At 33.6% G+C, this 16,925-nt stretch carries 17 protein-coding genes; 10 read left to right on the top strand and 7 right to left on the bottom strand.

From position 1 onward, the window contains the following. Positions 1 to 3: 3 nt before the first annotated feature. From BLS90_RS01510 to murI, 5 genes are all read left to right on the top strand, one after another. Positions 4 to 744: an isoprenyl transferase gene (locus BLS90_RS01510; protein WP_073352097.1), complete on the top strand. Its 741-nt coding sequence runs from the start codon at positions 4 to 6 to the stop codon at positions 742 to 744. Next, on the top strand, positions 677 to 3,406 hold the full coding sequence (gene bamA / locus BLS90_RS01505) for an outer membrane protein assembly factor BamA (protein ID WP_091254271.1): 2,730 nt from the start codon (positions 677 to 679) through the stop codon (positions 3,404 to 3,406). Before BLS90_RS01510 ends, bamA begins: the two co-directional genes overlap by 68 nt. A 36-nt stretch (positions 3,407 to 3,442) precedes the next feature. Next, the gene (locus BLS90_RS01500; protein WP_091254268.1) at positions 3,443 to 4,453 is read left to right on the top strand and encodes an OmpH family outer membrane protein; all 1,011 of its coding nucleotides are present in this window, start codon (positions 3,443 to 3,445) and stop codon (positions 4,451 to 4,453) included. Between the two features lie 21 nt (positions 4,454 to 4,474). Next, on the top strand, positions 4,475 to 4,975 hold the full coding sequence (locus tag BLS90_RS01495) for an OmpH family outer membrane protein (protein WP_091254264.1): 501 nt from the start codon (positions 4,475 to 4,477) through the stop codon (positions 4,973 to 4,975). Positions 4,976 to 5,083: 108 nt separating this feature from the next. Then, entirely contained in the window at positions 5,084 to 5,863 is a 780-nt protein-coding gene (murI, locus tag BLS90_RS01490) for a glutamate racemase (RefSeq protein ID WP_091254261.1), read from the top strand. A 9-nt stretch (positions 5,864 to 5,872) separates the two neighbouring features. Here murI and BLS90_RS01485 read toward each other — a convergent pair whose 3' ends face one another. Both BLS90_RS01485 and BLS90_RS01480 read right to left on the bottom strand, forming a co-directional pair. Continuing rightward, a complete protein-coding gene (locus BLS90_RS01485) occupies positions 5,873 to 6,391 on the bottom strand; it encodes a gamma carbonic anhydrase family protein (protein ID WP_091254258.1) in 519 nt (172 codons plus the stop codon). A 14-nt stretch (positions 6,392 to 6,405) separates the two neighbouring features. After that, positions 6,406 to 7,404, bottom strand: coding sequence for a PorP/SprF family type IX secretion system membrane protein (locus tag BLS90_RS01480; protein ID WP_091254253.1), 999 nt, complete (start codon positions 7,402 to 7,404; stop codon positions 6,406 to 6,408). 171 nt (positions 7,405 to 7,575) lie between these two features. Between BLS90_RS01480 and BLS90_RS01475 the strand changes: the two genes are divergently transcribed. The 4 genes from BLS90_RS01475 (at position 7,576) to BLS90_RS01460 (ending at position 10,941) form a co-directional block, all read left to right on the top strand. Beyond that, a complete protein-coding gene (locus BLS90_RS01475; RefSeq protein ID WP_091254249.1) occupies positions 7,576 to 8,475 on the top strand; it encodes a NifU family protein in 900 nt (299 codons plus the stop codon). A gap of 111 nt (positions 8,476 to 8,586) precedes the next feature. Further along, positions 8,587 to 8,787 (top strand): dodecin family protein, encoded by a 201-nt coding sequence (locus BLS90_RS01470; protein WP_091254246.1) that lies wholly within the window; start codon positions 8,587 to 8,589, stop codon positions 8,785 to 8,787. A gap of 382 nt (positions 8,788 to 9,169) precedes the next feature. Then, positions 9,170 to 10,006, top strand: coding sequence for a hypothetical protein (locus BLS90_RS01465; RefSeq protein ID WP_091254242.1), 837 nt, complete (start codon positions 9,170 to 9,172; stop codon positions 10,004 to 10,006). Positions 10,007 to 10,086: 80 nt separating this feature from the next. Further along, positions 10,087 to 10,941, top strand: a complete 855-nt coding sequence (locus tag BLS90_RS01460; RefSeq protein ID WP_091254239.1) for a mechanosensitive ion channel family protein — start codon at positions 10,087 to 10,089, stop codon at positions 10,939 to 10,941. Between the two features lie 23 nt (positions 10,942 to 10,964). Here BLS90_RS01460 and tsaB read toward each other — a convergent pair whose 3' ends face one another. From tsaB to BLS90_RS01445, 3 genes are all read right to left on the bottom strand, one after another. Continuing rightward, positions 10,965 to 11,636, bottom strand: coding sequence for a tRNA (adenosine(37)-N6)-threonylcarbamoyltransferase complex dimerization subunit type 1 TsaB (gene tsaB, locus BLS90_RS01455; RefSeq protein WP_091254235.1), 672 nt, complete (start codon positions 11,634 to 11,636; stop codon positions 10,965 to 10,967). Positions 11,637 to 11,718: 82 nt separating this feature from the next. Continuing rightward, positions 11,719 to 13,026, bottom strand: a complete 1,308-nt coding sequence (locus BLS90_RS01450) for an efflux RND transporter periplasmic adaptor subunit (protein WP_091254232.1) — start codon at positions 13,024 to 13,026, stop codon at positions 11,719 to 11,721. 6 nt (positions 13,027 to 13,032) lie between these two features. After that, entirely contained in the window at positions 13,033 to 14,469 is a 1,437-nt protein-coding gene (locus tag BLS90_RS01445; RefSeq protein ID WP_091254227.1) for a TolC family protein, read from the bottom strand. Positions 14,470 to 14,663: 194 nt separating this feature from the next. Between BLS90_RS01445 and BLS90_RS01440 the strand changes: the two genes are divergently transcribed. Further along, entirely contained in the window at positions 14,664 to 16,073 is a 1,410-nt protein-coding gene (locus BLS90_RS01440; RefSeq protein WP_091254223.1) for a DUF4403 family protein, read from the top strand. Positions 16,074 to 16,102: 29 nt separating this feature from the next. Here the strand turns inward: BLS90_RS01440 and BLS90_RS01435 are convergent, their stop codons facing one another. After that, entirely contained in the window at positions 16,103 to 16,351 is a 249-nt protein-coding gene (locus BLS90_RS01435; protein ID WP_091254220.1) for a hypothetical protein, read from the bottom strand. Further along, positions 16,341 to 16,925, bottom strand: coding sequence for a DUF420 domain-containing protein (locus BLS90_RS01430; RefSeq protein WP_091254216.1), 585 nt, complete (start codon positions 16,923 to 16,925; stop codon positions 16,341 to 16,343). Before BLS90_RS01430 ends, BLS90_RS01435 begins: the two co-directional genes overlap by 11 nt.

The following is a 16,925-nucleotide window of genomic DNA, read 5'->3' as shown; positions in this document are numbered from 1 at the left end:
GAGATGAATTTACTACAGAATATTGACGTGGCAAAACTGCCAAAACATCTAGCCATCATCATGGATGGAAATGGGCGTTGGGCAAAACAGCAAGGACTTTTGAGAGCTTTGGGTCATGAAAGCGGAACAAAATCCGTAAAAGTAATCATAGAAGCCAGTGCCAAGCTAGGCATCGAATTCCTTACTTTATATGCCTTCTCGACCGAAAACTGGAACAGACCGAAACTAGAAGTTGACACCTTGATGAAAGTGCTGATCAATTCCTTGAAAAAAGAACTCACCACATTGCAAAAAAACAACATCAAACTAAATGCTATTGGAAATATTGACAAATTACCAAAATCAGCTCAAAAAGAACTTCTTGATGTAATTGACAAAACAAAAGACAACACACAAATGACGCTAACCTTGGCGTTAAGCTACGGTTCTAGGGAAGAATTAGTCGCAGCGGTAAGAAATATATGTAGTAAAGTTAAAAATAATATAATTTCAATAGACGCTATTGACGATTCCATTATTAATGAGCATCTTTACACGCAAAATTTACCGGACGTAGATTTATTAATACGAACAAGTGGAGAACATAGGATAAGTAACTTTTTGTTATGGCAGATTGCCTATGCAGAATTGTATTTTACTGACATATTGTGGCCAGACTTTAAAGAACAAGATTTATATGAGGCTATCGTTAGTTATCAAAAAAGAGAACGTAGATTTGGAAAAACAAGTGAACAAATTAAATAATTTTTTAGTGTTAAATAAAAGCATAAAAATAGCCCTTACCGTTTTGATTTTTGGAGGTTTTACACAAGTTAAAGCACAAGAAAGAGTTCCTTTTGATCAGGGTAAAAAATATATTCTAGCAGATGTAGCCATAGTTGGCGATATCAGTTTTAACTCCCAAACTGTGGTGACTTTTTCTGGCTTACAAAAAGGACAGGAAATCACAATTCCAGGTGAAGAAATTAGTGCTGCTATTAAAAAATTAGGAAAATTAGGTCTCTTTGACGAAATCTCTTTTTATGTAAATAAAATCCAAAATGACAGTATTTTCCTTGATCTAAATATTATCGAATTACCCAAATTAAATCAGGTGAAATTTGTTGGCGTTAAGAAAACTAAAACGGAAGGTTTAATCAAAGATAATTCATTGACCAAAGGAAAAGTAGTCAATGAAAACTTAGTCACTACCACTAAAAACTACATCGAAAATAAGTATAAGAAAGACGGTTACTACAACACAAAAGTAAACATTAATACTGTAAAAGATACTGCCACAGCAAACCAAGTCAACATGCTTGTAACTATTGACAAAGGTCAAAAAGTAAAAATCCAGAGTATTGACTTTGTTGGAAACACAAAAATATCTGATAAAAAATTGCGCAAAGCAATGAAGGATACAAAACAAAAAAACCCGTTCCGACTCTTAAAAGCATCTAAATTTATAAAAGATAAATACAAAACCGATTTAGAAAAAGTAATTGCTTCCTATAAAGAAAGAGGATATAGAGATGCTAGAATAATTTCAGATTCTGTTTCTTTTGACAAAAATAAAAATGCACTAAACATTACAATAAATCTAGAAGAAGGGAACAAATATTATTTTGGAGAAATTAAATTTTTAGGAAATACCGTTTATACTGATCAAGGATTAAGTCGAATATTAGGCGTAAATAAAGGAGACATCTACAATGGCGTGCTTTTGGAAAAAAGAATTGCAGATAAGTCTAAACCAGACGCAGAGGATATTACTAATTTATACCAAAACAGTGGTTATTTATTTTCAAATGTAAATGCTGTTGAAGTAAAAACAGCCAACGACACTATTGATTTTGAAATCCGAATCACTGAAGGTCCAATTGCTTACTTTAATAAAATCACAGTAGTAGGAAATGACAAGACTAATGACCGAGTAATTTACCGAGAGTTGAGAACAAAACCAGGAGAAAAATACAGTAAAGATGAGCTAGTAAGGACCATTAGAGAAATAGGACAATTAGGATTTTTTGATCCAGAAGCGATTGATCCTAAATTCAAAAATGTAGATTCTGGAGCAGGAACTGTAGACATTGAATACAATCTTGTTGAGAAAGGTTCCAGCCAAATTGAACTTCAAGGAGGTTATGGCGGAGGCGGTTTTATTGGTACACTTGGACTGTCTTTTAACAACTTTTCAGCTAGAAATTTACTCAACAAAGATGCCTACAAACCACTTCCTATGGGAGACGGTCAAAAAGTATCCTTGCGTTTACAAGCTAGTACGTTTTTTCAAACCTACAGTGTATCGTTTTCAGAACCATGGTTTGGAGGTAAAAAACCAGTATCCTTTAGCACATCACTATCTTATAGTAAACAATTTTTAAATAATTTTGTAACCCAAAGAGCAGATAAAACGAAAAGTTTTGACATCCTAACCTTATCGGTAGGTTTGGCTAAAAGACTTACTGTACCGGATGATTATTTCGTATTGTCTCAGTCCGTGAGCTACCAATATTATGCATTAAACAATTACAACACAGGGTTATTTACTTTTGGGAATGGAACTTCTAGAAACCTTGCCTATACCGTAGGACTTACAAGAAGCAGTAAAGGTGTGAATCCAATATTTCCAACCTATGGCTCAGAATTTAGTCTTTCAGCAAAATTAACTCCTCCTTATTCCTTGTTTAATGGAGTGGATTACGCAACACTAGGAGATCAGGAAGAATATAAATTGAAAAACACTGTCGATCGACAAAATGTACCTGATGCAAATGGAAACATCGTTAGCATAGGTGATTATATTGACATTAATGGAAATAAGGTAACGGACTTTAGACTAGCAGCTGCAGACGTCAGCAAAGTCGATCAAAAACGATTTAATTGGCTAGAATACTATAAAATAAAATTCAAGGCAGACTGGTACACCAAAATTTATGGTAAATTAGTCCTTAGAACATTGACCGAGTTTGGTTTCCTTGGCGCATACGATCAAAATAGAGGTGCTGTTCCATTTGAAAGATTCTTTCTTGGTGGTGATGGATTAGCTAATTTTCAAATGGATGGTAGAGAGAATATCCAATTAAGAGGATATCCTAATAACTCTTTGACTCCTACAAATGCTGCTGGAGAACAAATTGGAGGTACTGTTTTTAACAAATTTTCAATGGAATTGCGTTATCCTATTACCTTAAAATCATCCGCATCAATTTATGCATTAGCATTTATGGAAGCAGGGTCTGCTTTTGCAGATTTTAAAACCTATAATCCTTTTGCCCTAAATCGTTCCGCTGGAGTTGGGTTGCGTGTATTTATGCCAGCATTTGGTTTATTGGGAATCGATTTTGGACATGGTTTTGATGCGTTACCAGGACAAGCGAAAGCGAATGGATGGGAAACTCACTTTATCATTGGACAACAATTCTAAAAAAAATTGGTTGACAATTTCTAATAGAAAACCGTTATGACAAAACAATTTTTATGTCTATTTTTAGCCTTCATTACTGTTCAAACAATGGAAGGACAAGCCAGAGGAAATAAACTGGGCTACATTGATATGGAATACATTTTACAAAATGTACCTGATTATACGGAAGCAAAGATCCAATTAGAACAGAAAGCTCAAAAATGGAAACTGGAAATTGATACTAAAAAAATTGAAATCAATAAACTAAAAGAGGCTTTAAAAGCAGAAAAAGCATTACTCACAAAAGAATTAATTGACGAAAGAGAAACAGAGATTAGTTTCCTTGAAAACGAAAATTTAGAATACCAACAAAAAAGATTTGGTGCCAATGGCGATTTGATACTACAAAAATCTATTCTGGTAAAACCAATACAGGACCAAGTATTTACCGCCGTTCAAGATATCGCAGAGCGTCTTAAGTACGACTTTATATTTGACAAAGCCTCCGACTTGACGATGCTATTCGCAGCCAAAAGATTTGATATTAGCGAGCAAGTTTTACGGATCTTAAACCGCACTGAAAAAAGAGAACAGCTAACTAAAAAACAACAAAAAGAAGCGGAAGCCAGAGAGCTTAAAGAAGATGCTTTAGACAGCAATCCTGCACTAGCCGACAGACAAAAACTCTTAGAGGAGAAAAAAGCTGCAAGAGAAAAAGTTCTAGAAGATCGAAAATTACTTCAAGAACAAAAGAAAAAAGAATATGACGACAAAAGGAAACAAATTCAAGACGACAGAGAGGCTAAAAAAAATGGCACGGTTTCTGCAAATATAACTAAAGAAGGAAGTACAGCAACTCCAACTGGCGTTGACACAACCAAAGAAGCTGCTGATCAAGCAACACAAAAACAAGCGGATGCAAAGGCCAAATTATTGGAAAACCGCAAAAAAATCTTTGAAGATCGCAAAAAGGCATTAGAAGAAAGAAGACAAAAAATACTGGAAGATAGAGAAGCGCTGAAAAAAGCAAAACAAGAAAAATTAAAAGAAAATACAAACAATAATTAATTACTTAATATTTTAAAAACGATGAAACAAATCAAAACTCTACTAATTGCTGCAATTTTAATGTTAGGAGCAAATCAAACAATGAATGCACAAGCAAAGACAGCACATGTTGATGTAAGTGAAATTATGACAAAAATGCCGGCAATGTTAGAAGCTCAAAAACAATTAGATAAATTGAGTACGACTTACGACGCTGATTACAAAAAAATGGTTGAAGAATACCAAGGAAAATTAAAAAAATACGAAGCAGAAGCTGCAACGGTAACTGAAGCTATAAATGGTGAACGTTCTAAAGAAGTGCAGGATATGCAAAAAAGAATTGTTGACTATAGAGACAATGCTCAAAAAGAATTGCAACAAAAAGAATCTGATATCGTAAAACCATTAATGGAAAAAGTAAGAGCTTCAATCCAAAAAGTGGGTAAAGCAAAAGGATTCCAATATGTATTAGACGGTTCTTCTCTTTTACTTGCAGATGGTCCAAATTTGACTATGGATGTAAAAAAAGACTTAGGCTTCTAAAAGAATTTTTTGTCGTATAAAAGCTGCTCAATCTCTTATCAGGTTGAGCAGTTTTTTGTTTAAATCAAATCGTAGGAATTCTAAATCGTACAATGTAACTTTGTTACTATGAACAGCAATAATCAACCCATAGGGATCTTTGATTCCGGCATTGGCGGTACTTCTATTTGGTCAGCAATTCATCAATTGCTTCCAAACGAAAAAACTATTTATCTAGCAGACAGTAAAAATGCTCCTTATGGACAAAAATCCAAGGAGGAGATAATTGCATTGAGCATGAAAAATACAGAATTTCTGCTAGAGAGGAACTGCAAATTAATTGTAGTGGCATGCAATACTGCCACAACTAACGCCATTCAAGAGTTAAGATCGAAATACGATGTTCCGTTCATTGGAATTGAGCCTGCTATAAAACCGGCCGTTACAAATTCTAAAACACAAATTATAGGTATACTAGCAACACAAGGCACTTTAAATAGTGAACTTTTTCACACGGCGGTAGCTAAATATCAAGATACTACAATAATTGAACAAGTGGGTCATGGATTAGTCCAACTTATTGAAAATGGCGAAATTAATTCACCAGAAATGACTCAATTACTGCAATCGTATCTTACTCCAATGATCGAAGCCAATATGGATTATTTAGTGTTGGGTTGCAGTCATTTTCCCTATCTTATACCACAAATAAAAGAAATACTCCCCAATCACATTCATATTATTGATTCAGGTCAAGCTGTTGCCAAACAGACTCAAAAAATATTAGCCGAAAGAATAGGTTTTTCTTCGGCCGAAAAAACTGAGCCTGTTTTTTATACCAATGTCAATTCAGAGGTTTTAAAAGAGATTTTAGAAAATAAGTATACTGTAATAGAAAAAAATTTCTAGAGAATTTAGTTATTCTCCTTCCTTAAACCAATTGGAATACATCACATAATTATTGGAAATGCGTTCAATTTCTCCGGCAAAGTCAGACTGGTCGATGTCTTTTACTTTTTTTGCAGGAATACCAGCCCAAATTGAGCCTGATCCTACAACTGTATTTTGTGTTATCACAGCTCCTGCCGCAACGATAGAATTACTTTCAATCACACAATTGTCCATTACAATAGCTCCCATTCCTATCAATACATTATCATGAACCTCACAACCGTGCACTATTGCATTATGTCCAATAGAAACATTATTACCAATTACAGTTGGGTGTTTTTTATAAGTACAATGAATGATGGCTCCATCTTGTATGTTTACTTTATTCCCGATTTTAATAAAGTTAACATCGCCTCTTATAACCGCATTGAACCAAACACTACAATTTGATCCAAAGCTAACGTCCCCAACAATAGTTGCATTTTCGGCTACATAACAATCCTCAGGAATAGCGGGTGATTTGCCGTTTACAGATTTAATAAGCATAAATAAATGTTGAATTAATTAATTGCTGGACAGTTACAATCGTATTTTACAGGTCTGCAAAATAAATCGATTCCTAAAGTGATTTGGTGATAACCACCGTTATCAAACTTAACGGCTCCGGACAATTGAGAATAGGTGTAAGCAAACATAAACTTATCAAAATTAACTCCAACAATAGGTGTGATATACTGTAATTTTTGATTAGAAATTGTATTGCCAACCAAAAATTCGGCCCCATCAAAACTTCTTCGGTAGGACAATCCGGCCCAAACTCGTCCAAAATCAAGATTTTTATATGCTTTCAAATTAATATCAATCGCCTTTTCTCTAGTTTTTTCTACCATTTGAAATAAAAGAGATGGTTCCCATAATATTCGATCACGATCCCCAAAGATATATCCTGCACTCAATAAATATTTCCTTAAATTATCACTTTCATATTCTGTGTAAATATCTCTTCTTGTCTCTATCGCATTTTTTACTGTAGCATGTGCATAAAAATCCAGAAAATTATAAGAAGCACCAACATCAACATTAAAATAAGCATCTTTCTGCACTATAGTTCCATCAATAATTGGATCAAAATCACCCGATTGTCTGAATTCAGTTTCGTCTAGCTGGCTTTGAATAAAACCCGCGCTGATACCAAATGACAATTGGTTCAAATCAATTTCATCTCTGGAAAACATTAAATGATAGGCGTAAGTAAATTTAATTCCTTTTTGGGAATGATAACCGTTTTTATCGTTAAAAAGAATAACACCTGCTCCTGCATTTTCTCCTACCCTACCATTAAAACTAAGGGTTTGCAATTCTGGAGCATCTTCCTGATCAAACCACTGTTTCCGACCAGTTAGCCTAATTTTAGCGCAATTTGCAGCACCAGCCATGGAAGGATGTATCAAATAATAGTTATCTGACAAATAATCAGAATAAACCGGAATTCCTTCTTGTGAAAAAGAATAATGAGATATAAAGAATAGCGCAGCAAAAATTCTAATTTTATGATACATTGAAATACTTTTTGGTTAAATGAATAATTTCTAAATCAATATAAAGTTTTGCAATCAAAACGATGAAATGTCTTATCTCAAATTAAACTAAAGTTAATTTATTCATTAAAAAATCAAATATAGTTATTCGTAGAAAATAACTTTAGTAAATTTGTAAAAATTTCAAAAGCCATGAACAAAGTTACTATAAAAGAAACACAAAACCCAACGATATTAAAGTTTGAATTTCAAGATTTTATCACTGAAAATGAAAGTTTTGAGTTCAAGAATATTGACGAAGCTAAAACGTCTCCACTAGCGCAACAACTATTTTATTTGCCCTTTGTAAAAACAATTTATATTTCAGGTAATTTTATCGCCATCGAAAAATACAATATTGTTGAATGGGAAGATGTTAAAGATGCCGTGGCCGAGCAAATGGAAAAATTTGTCACCGATGGCGGAACAATCATCACCATAGATGAAAATAAAACTAAAAAACAGCCCGTTACGGTATATGGCGAGACAACGCCAAACCCATCCGCTTTAAAATTTGTAGTAAGCAAGATGCTAACAAAAAATGCCATTGAATTCAAAAATATTGATCAAACTGCTGCTTCACCTTTAGCTAAAGAACTGTTCAAATTTCCTTATGTAAAAGAAATATTCATTGATGAAAATTACATCTCAGTGACGAAGTATGAAATCAATGAATGGCAAGAAATAACTTTAGAATTAAGAAGCTTCATTAAACAATATATCGAAAATGGGGGAACTGTTTTAGATGAAAATTATGTTGCGACTGTCACCGCTGAGGAAACTACAAAAGCAAAAGAATTTGACAATCTAGATGTTACCTCTCAACAAATCATCAACATCCTAGAAGAATACGTAAAACCTGCAGTGCAAGCTGACGGTGGAAACATTGCTTTTGATTCGTACAATGAAAACGACAAAACTGTAAAAGTGATTTTGCAAGGCGCCTGCAGTGGTTGTCCATCATCCACTTTCACGTTAAAAAGTGGAATCGAGAATATGTTGAAAAGTATGTTAAACGACGAAAACATCAAAGTTGAAGCTATAAACGCCTAATTAAACTCATAACCTATTGCTTTATTGATAGTTACGAAAAATAAATTCTCTTTTAAAGATTGAATTCAAAAAAAATAGGTAAATTTATGCCTCACTAAATACCTAGAAATCATGTCAATATTAAAAGTAATAGAAGTACTTTCAAACTCAGAAATTAGTTGGGAAGATGCTACTCGTAAGGGAGTGGCTAAAGCCGCAAAATCCGTAAAACACATTCGTTCGGTCTATGTTCAAGAACAAAGTGCAGTGGTCATTAATGGCGCTGTTACGGAATTTAGGGTCAACTTAAAATTAACTTTCGAACTCGAATAGATTAATACAAAAACAAATTTAAAGCGTTTCATTAGAAACGCTTTTTTTATTTATGACCACTTAAATCTTACGGTTGCCTGATTACTCTTTATTATTTCGAGCCTTTAGAATAATTTCCTTATTTCTTAAAAAGCTACTTTAAATATAACACAAACCACAGAAAGCCCCTAAATTATAAAGACTGTTTTGGTGGAACGTGCAAAAAAGCTTCACTTCACTTTGATAAATAACTGCCATTATTACCGAAAATTTTAGTTTTATCCAAAGTGAAACTAAATACTTTGAACGCAATTTGCTGATTATAAACAAATTATTAATACTCGAAATAGGAAATCTTAAAAAAAAATGACTACTATTGTAAGGCAAATTAAATAAAAATAATATGGGACTATCTTCATTTTTTAAAAAATTATTTGGCTCAGCCAAAGAAACAGCAAGCGATTTAGCAGAGAAAGTAGATATTGCTTTTGAACAAGCCAAAGAAACGACAGCACCTTACTTGGAAAAAGCAGAAAATTTTGCAGAGGAAACATTTGAAAAAGTAAAAGAAACAGCAACACCTTACCTTGAAAAAGCTGAAAATTTTGCGGAGGAAACATTTGAAAAAGTAAAAGAAACAACAACACCTTATCTTGACAAAGCAGAAAATTTTGCAGAGGAAACATTTGGCAAAGTAAAGGAAACAGCAACACCTTATCTAGAAAAAGCAGAGAATTTTGCTGAAGACACCACAAAAAAAGTAAAGGGAACAACTACTCCAATTGCCGATAAAGTAGAAAATTTTGCCACTCAAGATAAAGAAACTGTGGGTGACTATTCCAGTACAGCAAGTAACTCATTAGAAACTGCGGAAGATGCCTTAAAAGAAACGGCAGAATTAACAACAGCTAAAGTAGAAAATCTATCCAGTGAAGCCAAAACTGCTCTATCCAATACTCTAGAAATAGTAAAAGAAAAAACGGAAACAATAGGTATGAAAGCAGAAGAAGTATCCAAAGACCTCGCAACGAATTTTTCAGATACTTTGGACGTAATAGAAGAAAAAGCCGATCCAACTATTCAAAAAACAGAGGACTTAGTTGATACTGCTAAAATAACTATTTCAGACATTGTTGAAAATAATGTTGAAAAAACAAGCACTTTTGTGGAGGATTCCGATGATCAAGCAAAAATAATTACCACAAAAGCTATAAATAAAATAGAAGAAGACGCAGATTAATTTATTAAAAAATAATTTATTTGTATTTTTGCTATTCAAACTTAACCTTCTCCTTTGAGAAGGTTTTTTATTTAAACAAAATGAATCTAGACCCGAAGGAACTTACAGATTACGCCAACACTTTTATAAAAGTACTAGTTGACTATTCTCCAAAATTAATTTCTGCTTTTATTATTCTATTTGCAGGACTCTATATCATCCGACTCATTAATAGATTCATCAGAAGGTTAATGGTTAAAAGAGACTTGGAACCAACATTAACTAAATTCCTAGCAGACATCTTACTTTGGGTATTAAGAGTCATCTTATTTGTTTCGTTTATTTCCAAATTAGGGATTGAAACTTCTTCATTTGTAGCTATTCTTGGTGCCATGGGACTTGCGGTAGGTTTATCACTTCAAGGTTCGTTATCTAATTTTGCTGGGGGAATGTTGATTATACTTTTCAAACCGTTTAAAGTTGGAAATACGATTGAAGCACAAGGAGTTACAGGAACAGTCTACGAAATACAAATATTCGTAACCAAACTAATCACTTTTAATAATCAAACCATTTTTATACCCAACGGATCATTGTCCAATGGAAACATCATCAACTACTCTCTTCAAAACACAAGAAGAGCAGATTTAACCATATCCATTTCCTATGACACCGATATTAGAAAGGCAAAAGATATAATAACATCCGTTTTAAACAATAATCCCAAAATACTACAAATACCAGCTGCCCAAGTATCCATAAAAGGCTTAACAGACAGCGGTATACAACTAGCGGTGAGGCCTTGGGCTACAAATGAAGACTTTTGGGATGTTTACTCAGACACTTTAGAAAATTGCAAACAAGCTTTTGATGCAGCAGGTATTTGTTTCCAACCGTTTGTAAAGGAATCGACTACCAAAACTAGTACTGCAGTTGACCCAAAACAGCAAAATTAAAAAATAGCTCGTAGTAGAAAGATTTATTGTTTTTTAGGAGCAGTAACCAAAAAATCCTTCAGGTAATAGGGTTCAAAATAAGCGACGTCCACGGTGTCGTTTATTTTGAATTTTGCATAACTCAATGCACTCATTTCTTGAGCAGAAGGATATTTTATATCTTCTAGAAAAACACAATTCCCTTTCGTTAAAACCAACTTACATTTTTCAGTGCTATCTCCCACAAAATAAAGTGTTTCCTCTAAATCGTCAAAGGAATTTTCAGTAATAATTTCAGCGAGAACTTCTCGTTTTTTTTCAAAATCAGGTGTAAAGATGGCGCTATATACCTCCATTCTTCTTGCATCAATCATTGGAACTATTAATCCATCAGAAATAGTCACTTGTGAAGCCAATGCTTGCAAAGTATCCACAGCAATTAGTGGAATGTCTAAGGCATAACAGAGCCCTTTTGCTGCTGAAACTCCAATCCGCAATCCCGTATAAGAACCAGGACCTTGACTTACTGCTATAGCAGAAAGATCATTCAATGTAATCCCTGCATCTTTAATTATTTGTTCAATAAATACATGGAGACGTTCTGCGTGTGAATATCCTTCTTCAGCTATTTCCTTATAGAAAATCGTTTTCCCTTCTTTAGCAAGAGCAACAGAACAGTTCTTCGTTGCCGTCTCAATGTTTAATATATAGCTCAATACTAGTTTTTATTTTAAATTAAAAATCACAATCACAAAATTATATTTTATGATTGTGATTTCAAAATTATTATGCTACAGCTTATTTTTTACTTTCGTCTTTTTTATCTTTATCACTTAGTAATGCCACTTTATCACCTGAATTCAAATCCTTAGTAACTGTTGAATAAGGGCCTGTAATAACTACGTCTCCTTTTTGAAGACCAGCCAAAACTTCGATATTTGTGTCGTCTTGAATTCCGGTTTTAATGATTCTGATTTTAGCTTTATCACCAACTTTCACAAAAACACACTCGAACTTTTTGTCGCTCTTGGGCGCAGCTCCTTTTTGATCTTCATTAGGATCAACCACTTTAATCTCTTTTACAGCCGCTGTATCAGATTTTATTACAACAGAACTTATTGGTACTGATAATACATTACTTTTCGTATCGGTAATGATGTCTACTGTTGCAGTCATACCTGGCCTAAAAGGAGAGTACGTATTTGGTCTTCCCTCTAATAAGTCTTCATACGATTCCTTAAGAATTCTCACTTTTACTTTAAAATTAGTCACCTGATCAGCTGTTAGAGCAGAACTTGCCGAATTAGAAATACTAGTTACGATTCCTTTGAATTGTTTTTTCAAATACGCATCCACTTCCACTTTTGCTTCGTCTCCTACTTTAATTTTTACAATATCATTTTCATTTACATCTACTTCTACTTCCATGTTATTTAGATTGGCTACTCTTAGGATCTCTGTTCCTGTCATTTGCTGTGTCCCTAAAACCCGCTCGCCTAATTCGACATTTAACATCGAAATAGTTCCATCTGCAGGTGCATAAATTGTGGTACGCCCTAAATTATCCTTAGCTTCATTTACAGTTGCTGCTGCGCTTTGCACATTAAAATAAGCCGTTTGTTTCGATGCTTTTGCTACTTCATAAGAGCCAACAGCTTTATCCCAATCTGCTTTTGAAATAATTCCTTTTTCGAACAATGTTTTATTTCGGTCATAATTGGATTTCGATTCCTTGAAAGAAGCATCTGCTTGGCTTAAATTAGCTCTAGTTCCAGATAAATTTGAAACAGAACGATTGTAACCTGAAGTATATAAATCAGGATTTATTTTAACCAACAGATCTCCTTTTTTAACGACTTGACCTTCTTTTACATTTAATGAAATAATCTCTCCTGATACTTCTGATGAAATTTTCACTTCAATTTCAGGTTGGATTTTCCCCGTAGCCGAAACAGTTTCAACAATAGTTGTAGGGACAACTTGAGCTATTTCTACTTCAGTTCCCTTATCTTTATTACCGATTACTCCTGATTTTGAAAGCACTATAAGTCCAGCAATGATCACTATTGCTCCGCCTATTAAGATATAAATTGTTTTTTTAGACATAATAAATTAGTTTTTGATGAGAGGAATTCCAAAATAGAATTCTAAGATTTTAATTTTAAAAATGTAATCGTACTTTGTTCTAATGACTTCTGACTGCGCATTAGTCAATAAAGTTTGAGATTGGTTGAAATCAAAGGAATTCATTAAACCTACATCATATTTTTCTTTTGCGTAATTATAAGCTACCTGTCTTGCTTCAAGAGCCACAACAGCTGCTTCATTTGCATTAAGCGAGCCCTTCGCATCTGCAAACGCTGTGAAAACGTTTCTCTGCAAGTCAAGGTCTTGTTGTTCAACCGCAATTTTAGATCTTTCTAAACTTACTTTAGAGCGATCTACATTATTACGGGCAGAAAATCCATTAAAAATTGGAATCGATAACTGGACGCCAAAAGATTGTCCTTTATTGTTGCTAAATTGATCAAAAAATGGTGCTGGACCTCCCAAAACCCTTGTGAAATTAGGACTCAAAACATTTTGATTTGTACCTTCTACAAAACCTAAAATAGAAGTAGGATTTGCAGTATTAGGTGCTACACCAGTCACTCTGTCGCTGTAGGAAACTCTAGAATTAAAACTGTAAAATCCTTGTAACGTAGGTTGGTAAGCGCCTTTAGCAATGACTACATTTTTCTCCGCAATTTCCAAATTAGTTCTAGCAATTTTCAATTCGGTTCTACCTTCTAAAGCCTTATCATAAATTGCGTTTGGAGTTTGTGCCAAAATATTATTTTCATCTCTAAAATCACTATCGTCTACCACATCAAAATTCTCAAAATCTTTTAATTGCAATAGTTGGGCTAAACTCAATTTAGAAATTAGCAACACATTCTCGGCAACTACGACATTTTGATTGTTCAACGCTACGGTAGCTTTAATATCCAATAAATCCCCGCGAGGAATCGATCCTGCATTTACTAACTCTTCAGAACGAGCATATTGTTTTTCATTAATTCCTAGTTGTTGCTTTTGAACCTTAAGGTTCTCTTTGTTAAAAAGTACTTGCAAAAAAGCGTTCGCTACATTCAGCGCAATATCCTCCTGCATTTTTAACAATTGATATTTGGCAGCTACTATGGAAAGATTTGCTCTACGAAGCGTGTTTTGGTTTTGCATACCTTTATAGATATCTATCCCAACATTGGCACCAGCCGAGGTAAACTGGGTGGTTTGATTCTGAAGCAAACCAGTCGTAATATCTTGGTTTAAACCAATATTCCAAGAGTGAGACGCGTTAACATTCAAAGAAGGCAAAAAGTTTCCAATGGCTCCCCTCTTGTCGATAAGTGCTGTTTTAGAATCCAGCTCGGTCTGCTTTATGGATATATTATTCTGGACAGCATATTGTACACACTCTTCTAAGGTCCACTTTTTATTTTGTGCCTGACTTATTGAGCAACAAAATAGTAAGGTAATTAAACTGAGAAAACTTCCTATGTTCATACATTTTTGAATAAAAGTGCAGTATACTGCAAACAAATTTAACTTTTTCTACTACAGATCTATGGAATAAAATAAAAATTTACTTTCTTAAAATCCATTATAAAACAATTAGACTTTCGAAATTACCATTTGTTACAAAAAATTTTAAAAAAAGAATTCTTTTGTTAATTTTGCTACTTTAAACCAAACTAAAAATGCTGAAATTCAATCTCAATGTCCTCACGATCTCTATTTTTTTATTGCTTGCAAGTTGCGGTACAACCACTAAAATAGCAGCATTAAAACCAGAACCAGATGACGCTACCCCTTTGCAATATGAAAACGTAATTTCATACATAAATTTACCCATCACGGTCAAAATAAAAGATATCGAGAATCAAACCAATGCGCTCTTAAATGGATTAATTTACGAAGACAACACTATCGAGGATGACGACATAGAATTGAAGGTTTGGAAACTTGCTCCAATTACAATAAAAAACAATCTCGGTGGAAAAGGAGAAAAAATAAGTACTATTTTACCATTAAAAGCTATTATTAAATATAGGATTGGCACCAAAAAAATGGGGATAGAAATGTATGATACCCGTGAATTTCATCTTGATGGTATTGTCACCTTAGTAAGCGATGTTGCCTTAACAAATTGGAAACTAAATACAAAAACAGAGCTACAATCACTAGAGTGGAATGAAAGCCCTACAATGACTATTTTTGGAAAAAATGTTCCTGTTACTTATTTGATCAACCCTGCCATAAAACTATTTAAATCAAAAATAGAACGAAAAATTGACGACGCTATCTCAAAATCTATGGACTTCAAACCCAATGTTCTGACTGCAATAGAAAAAATTTGCACGCCTTTTTTAATGAATGATATTTATGAAAGTTGGCTGCGAATTGTTCCTATTGAAATATATTCCACTACCGCTAAATTAAAAAATGACAATTTCGTACTAGAAATGGGGATGAAGTGCAACATGGGAACATTAATTGGAAAAAAGCCAGAAACAAAATTCAACGCATCCAAAATCACCTTAAGGACAGTTACCAAAATCCCCGAAGATCTTTCCGCAAACATTGTCGCTATTTCAACCTATCAAGAAGCCTCTAAAATTATGACGAAGAATTTTTATGGACAGGAATTTGGATCAGGATCAAAGAAAGTAAAGGTTCAAAATGTAGCTATTTGGCATAAAAATGGAAAAATGATAATTGCCCTAGATCTATTGGGATCCGTGAACGGAACGATTTATCTTTCTGGATTTCCAAAATATAATGAACAAACCAAAGAAATATTTTTTGATCAATTAAGCTATGCTTTAGATACCAAAAACAAACTGATGCAAACAGCTAATTGGCTAGCACAGGGAATAGTGCTTAAAAAAATCGAACAGAGTTGCCGATACTCTATAAAACCAAATCTTGAAGAAGGTCAAAAAAATATGATGACTTATTTAAAAAATTATTCTCCTATGCAAGGAGTTTTTATAAACGGTAAAATGGAGGAGATTCAATTTCAAAAAATTCAATTAACAAATCAAGCTATTATTGCCTTCATAAAAATTAATGGAAGCGCCAACGTAACGATCAATGGACTAAAGTAATTTTAGAAAAAAAACAGAAGACGAAATTCTTAACTAGATTTATTCTTTTTCATACGATAAATAGCATATCCAATCCCTGCAACAAGAATATAAGGGATTACCATTAAGTACACAATTCCATCATTTACAGCCGCTGCTTTTGCCGTATTTCCTTCACTAGTTAATGCAGCACGACACATTGCACATTGTGCATTTGCAGTAACTGAAAGGAGACTGAAAACAAAAAGAGATACGCAAACTACGATCTTCTGAACTTTAATTTTTACTTTAATATACATAATAAGGCGAAATCATTAAATATACAACTACTCCAGTAATGGCAACATACAACCAGATTGGAAAAGTAATCCGAGCTATTTTTTTGTGCATCTCAAAATTTTGTGCCAATGCTCTGACATAAGTAATCAACACCATTGGAATGATAGCAATCGATAAAATAATATGAGTAACTAAAATTAGTAAATAAACAATCCTCAATGATCCTATGCTTGTCTTTTCAGTATCTTCTAAGATGCGGTTGTGATTTAAATCTCCAAAAACAGCTGAATCACTAGTCATGTGATAAGCTACATACATTACTAAAAAAGCAAGAGACAAAGTGATAGCACTTGTCATTAATATACTATGAATTTTTCTGTTGCCGTTCTTAATTGCAACAACTGCTGCGATTAATAGAATGGCTGTAATACCGTTTGTAGTGGCGTAAATAGGAGGTAAAAAAGAAAGAGGTTCTACAATAATACCAAAATCTTTTAGCTTTACACCAAAAAGGATAGCAACAGCAACCGGTATTATGATAGATACGGCTACAATTAACTTATTATATTTCTTTTCTAAAGATTGCTCTTTCAT

It is taken from the genome of Flavobacterium omnivorum (assembly GCF_900099915.1).
Lineage (GTDB): Bacteria > Bacteroidota > Bacteroidia > Flavobacteriales > Flavobacteriaceae > Flavobacterium > Flavobacterium omnivorum.
This window is presented reverse-complemented; position numbering and strand designations above follow the sequence as displayed.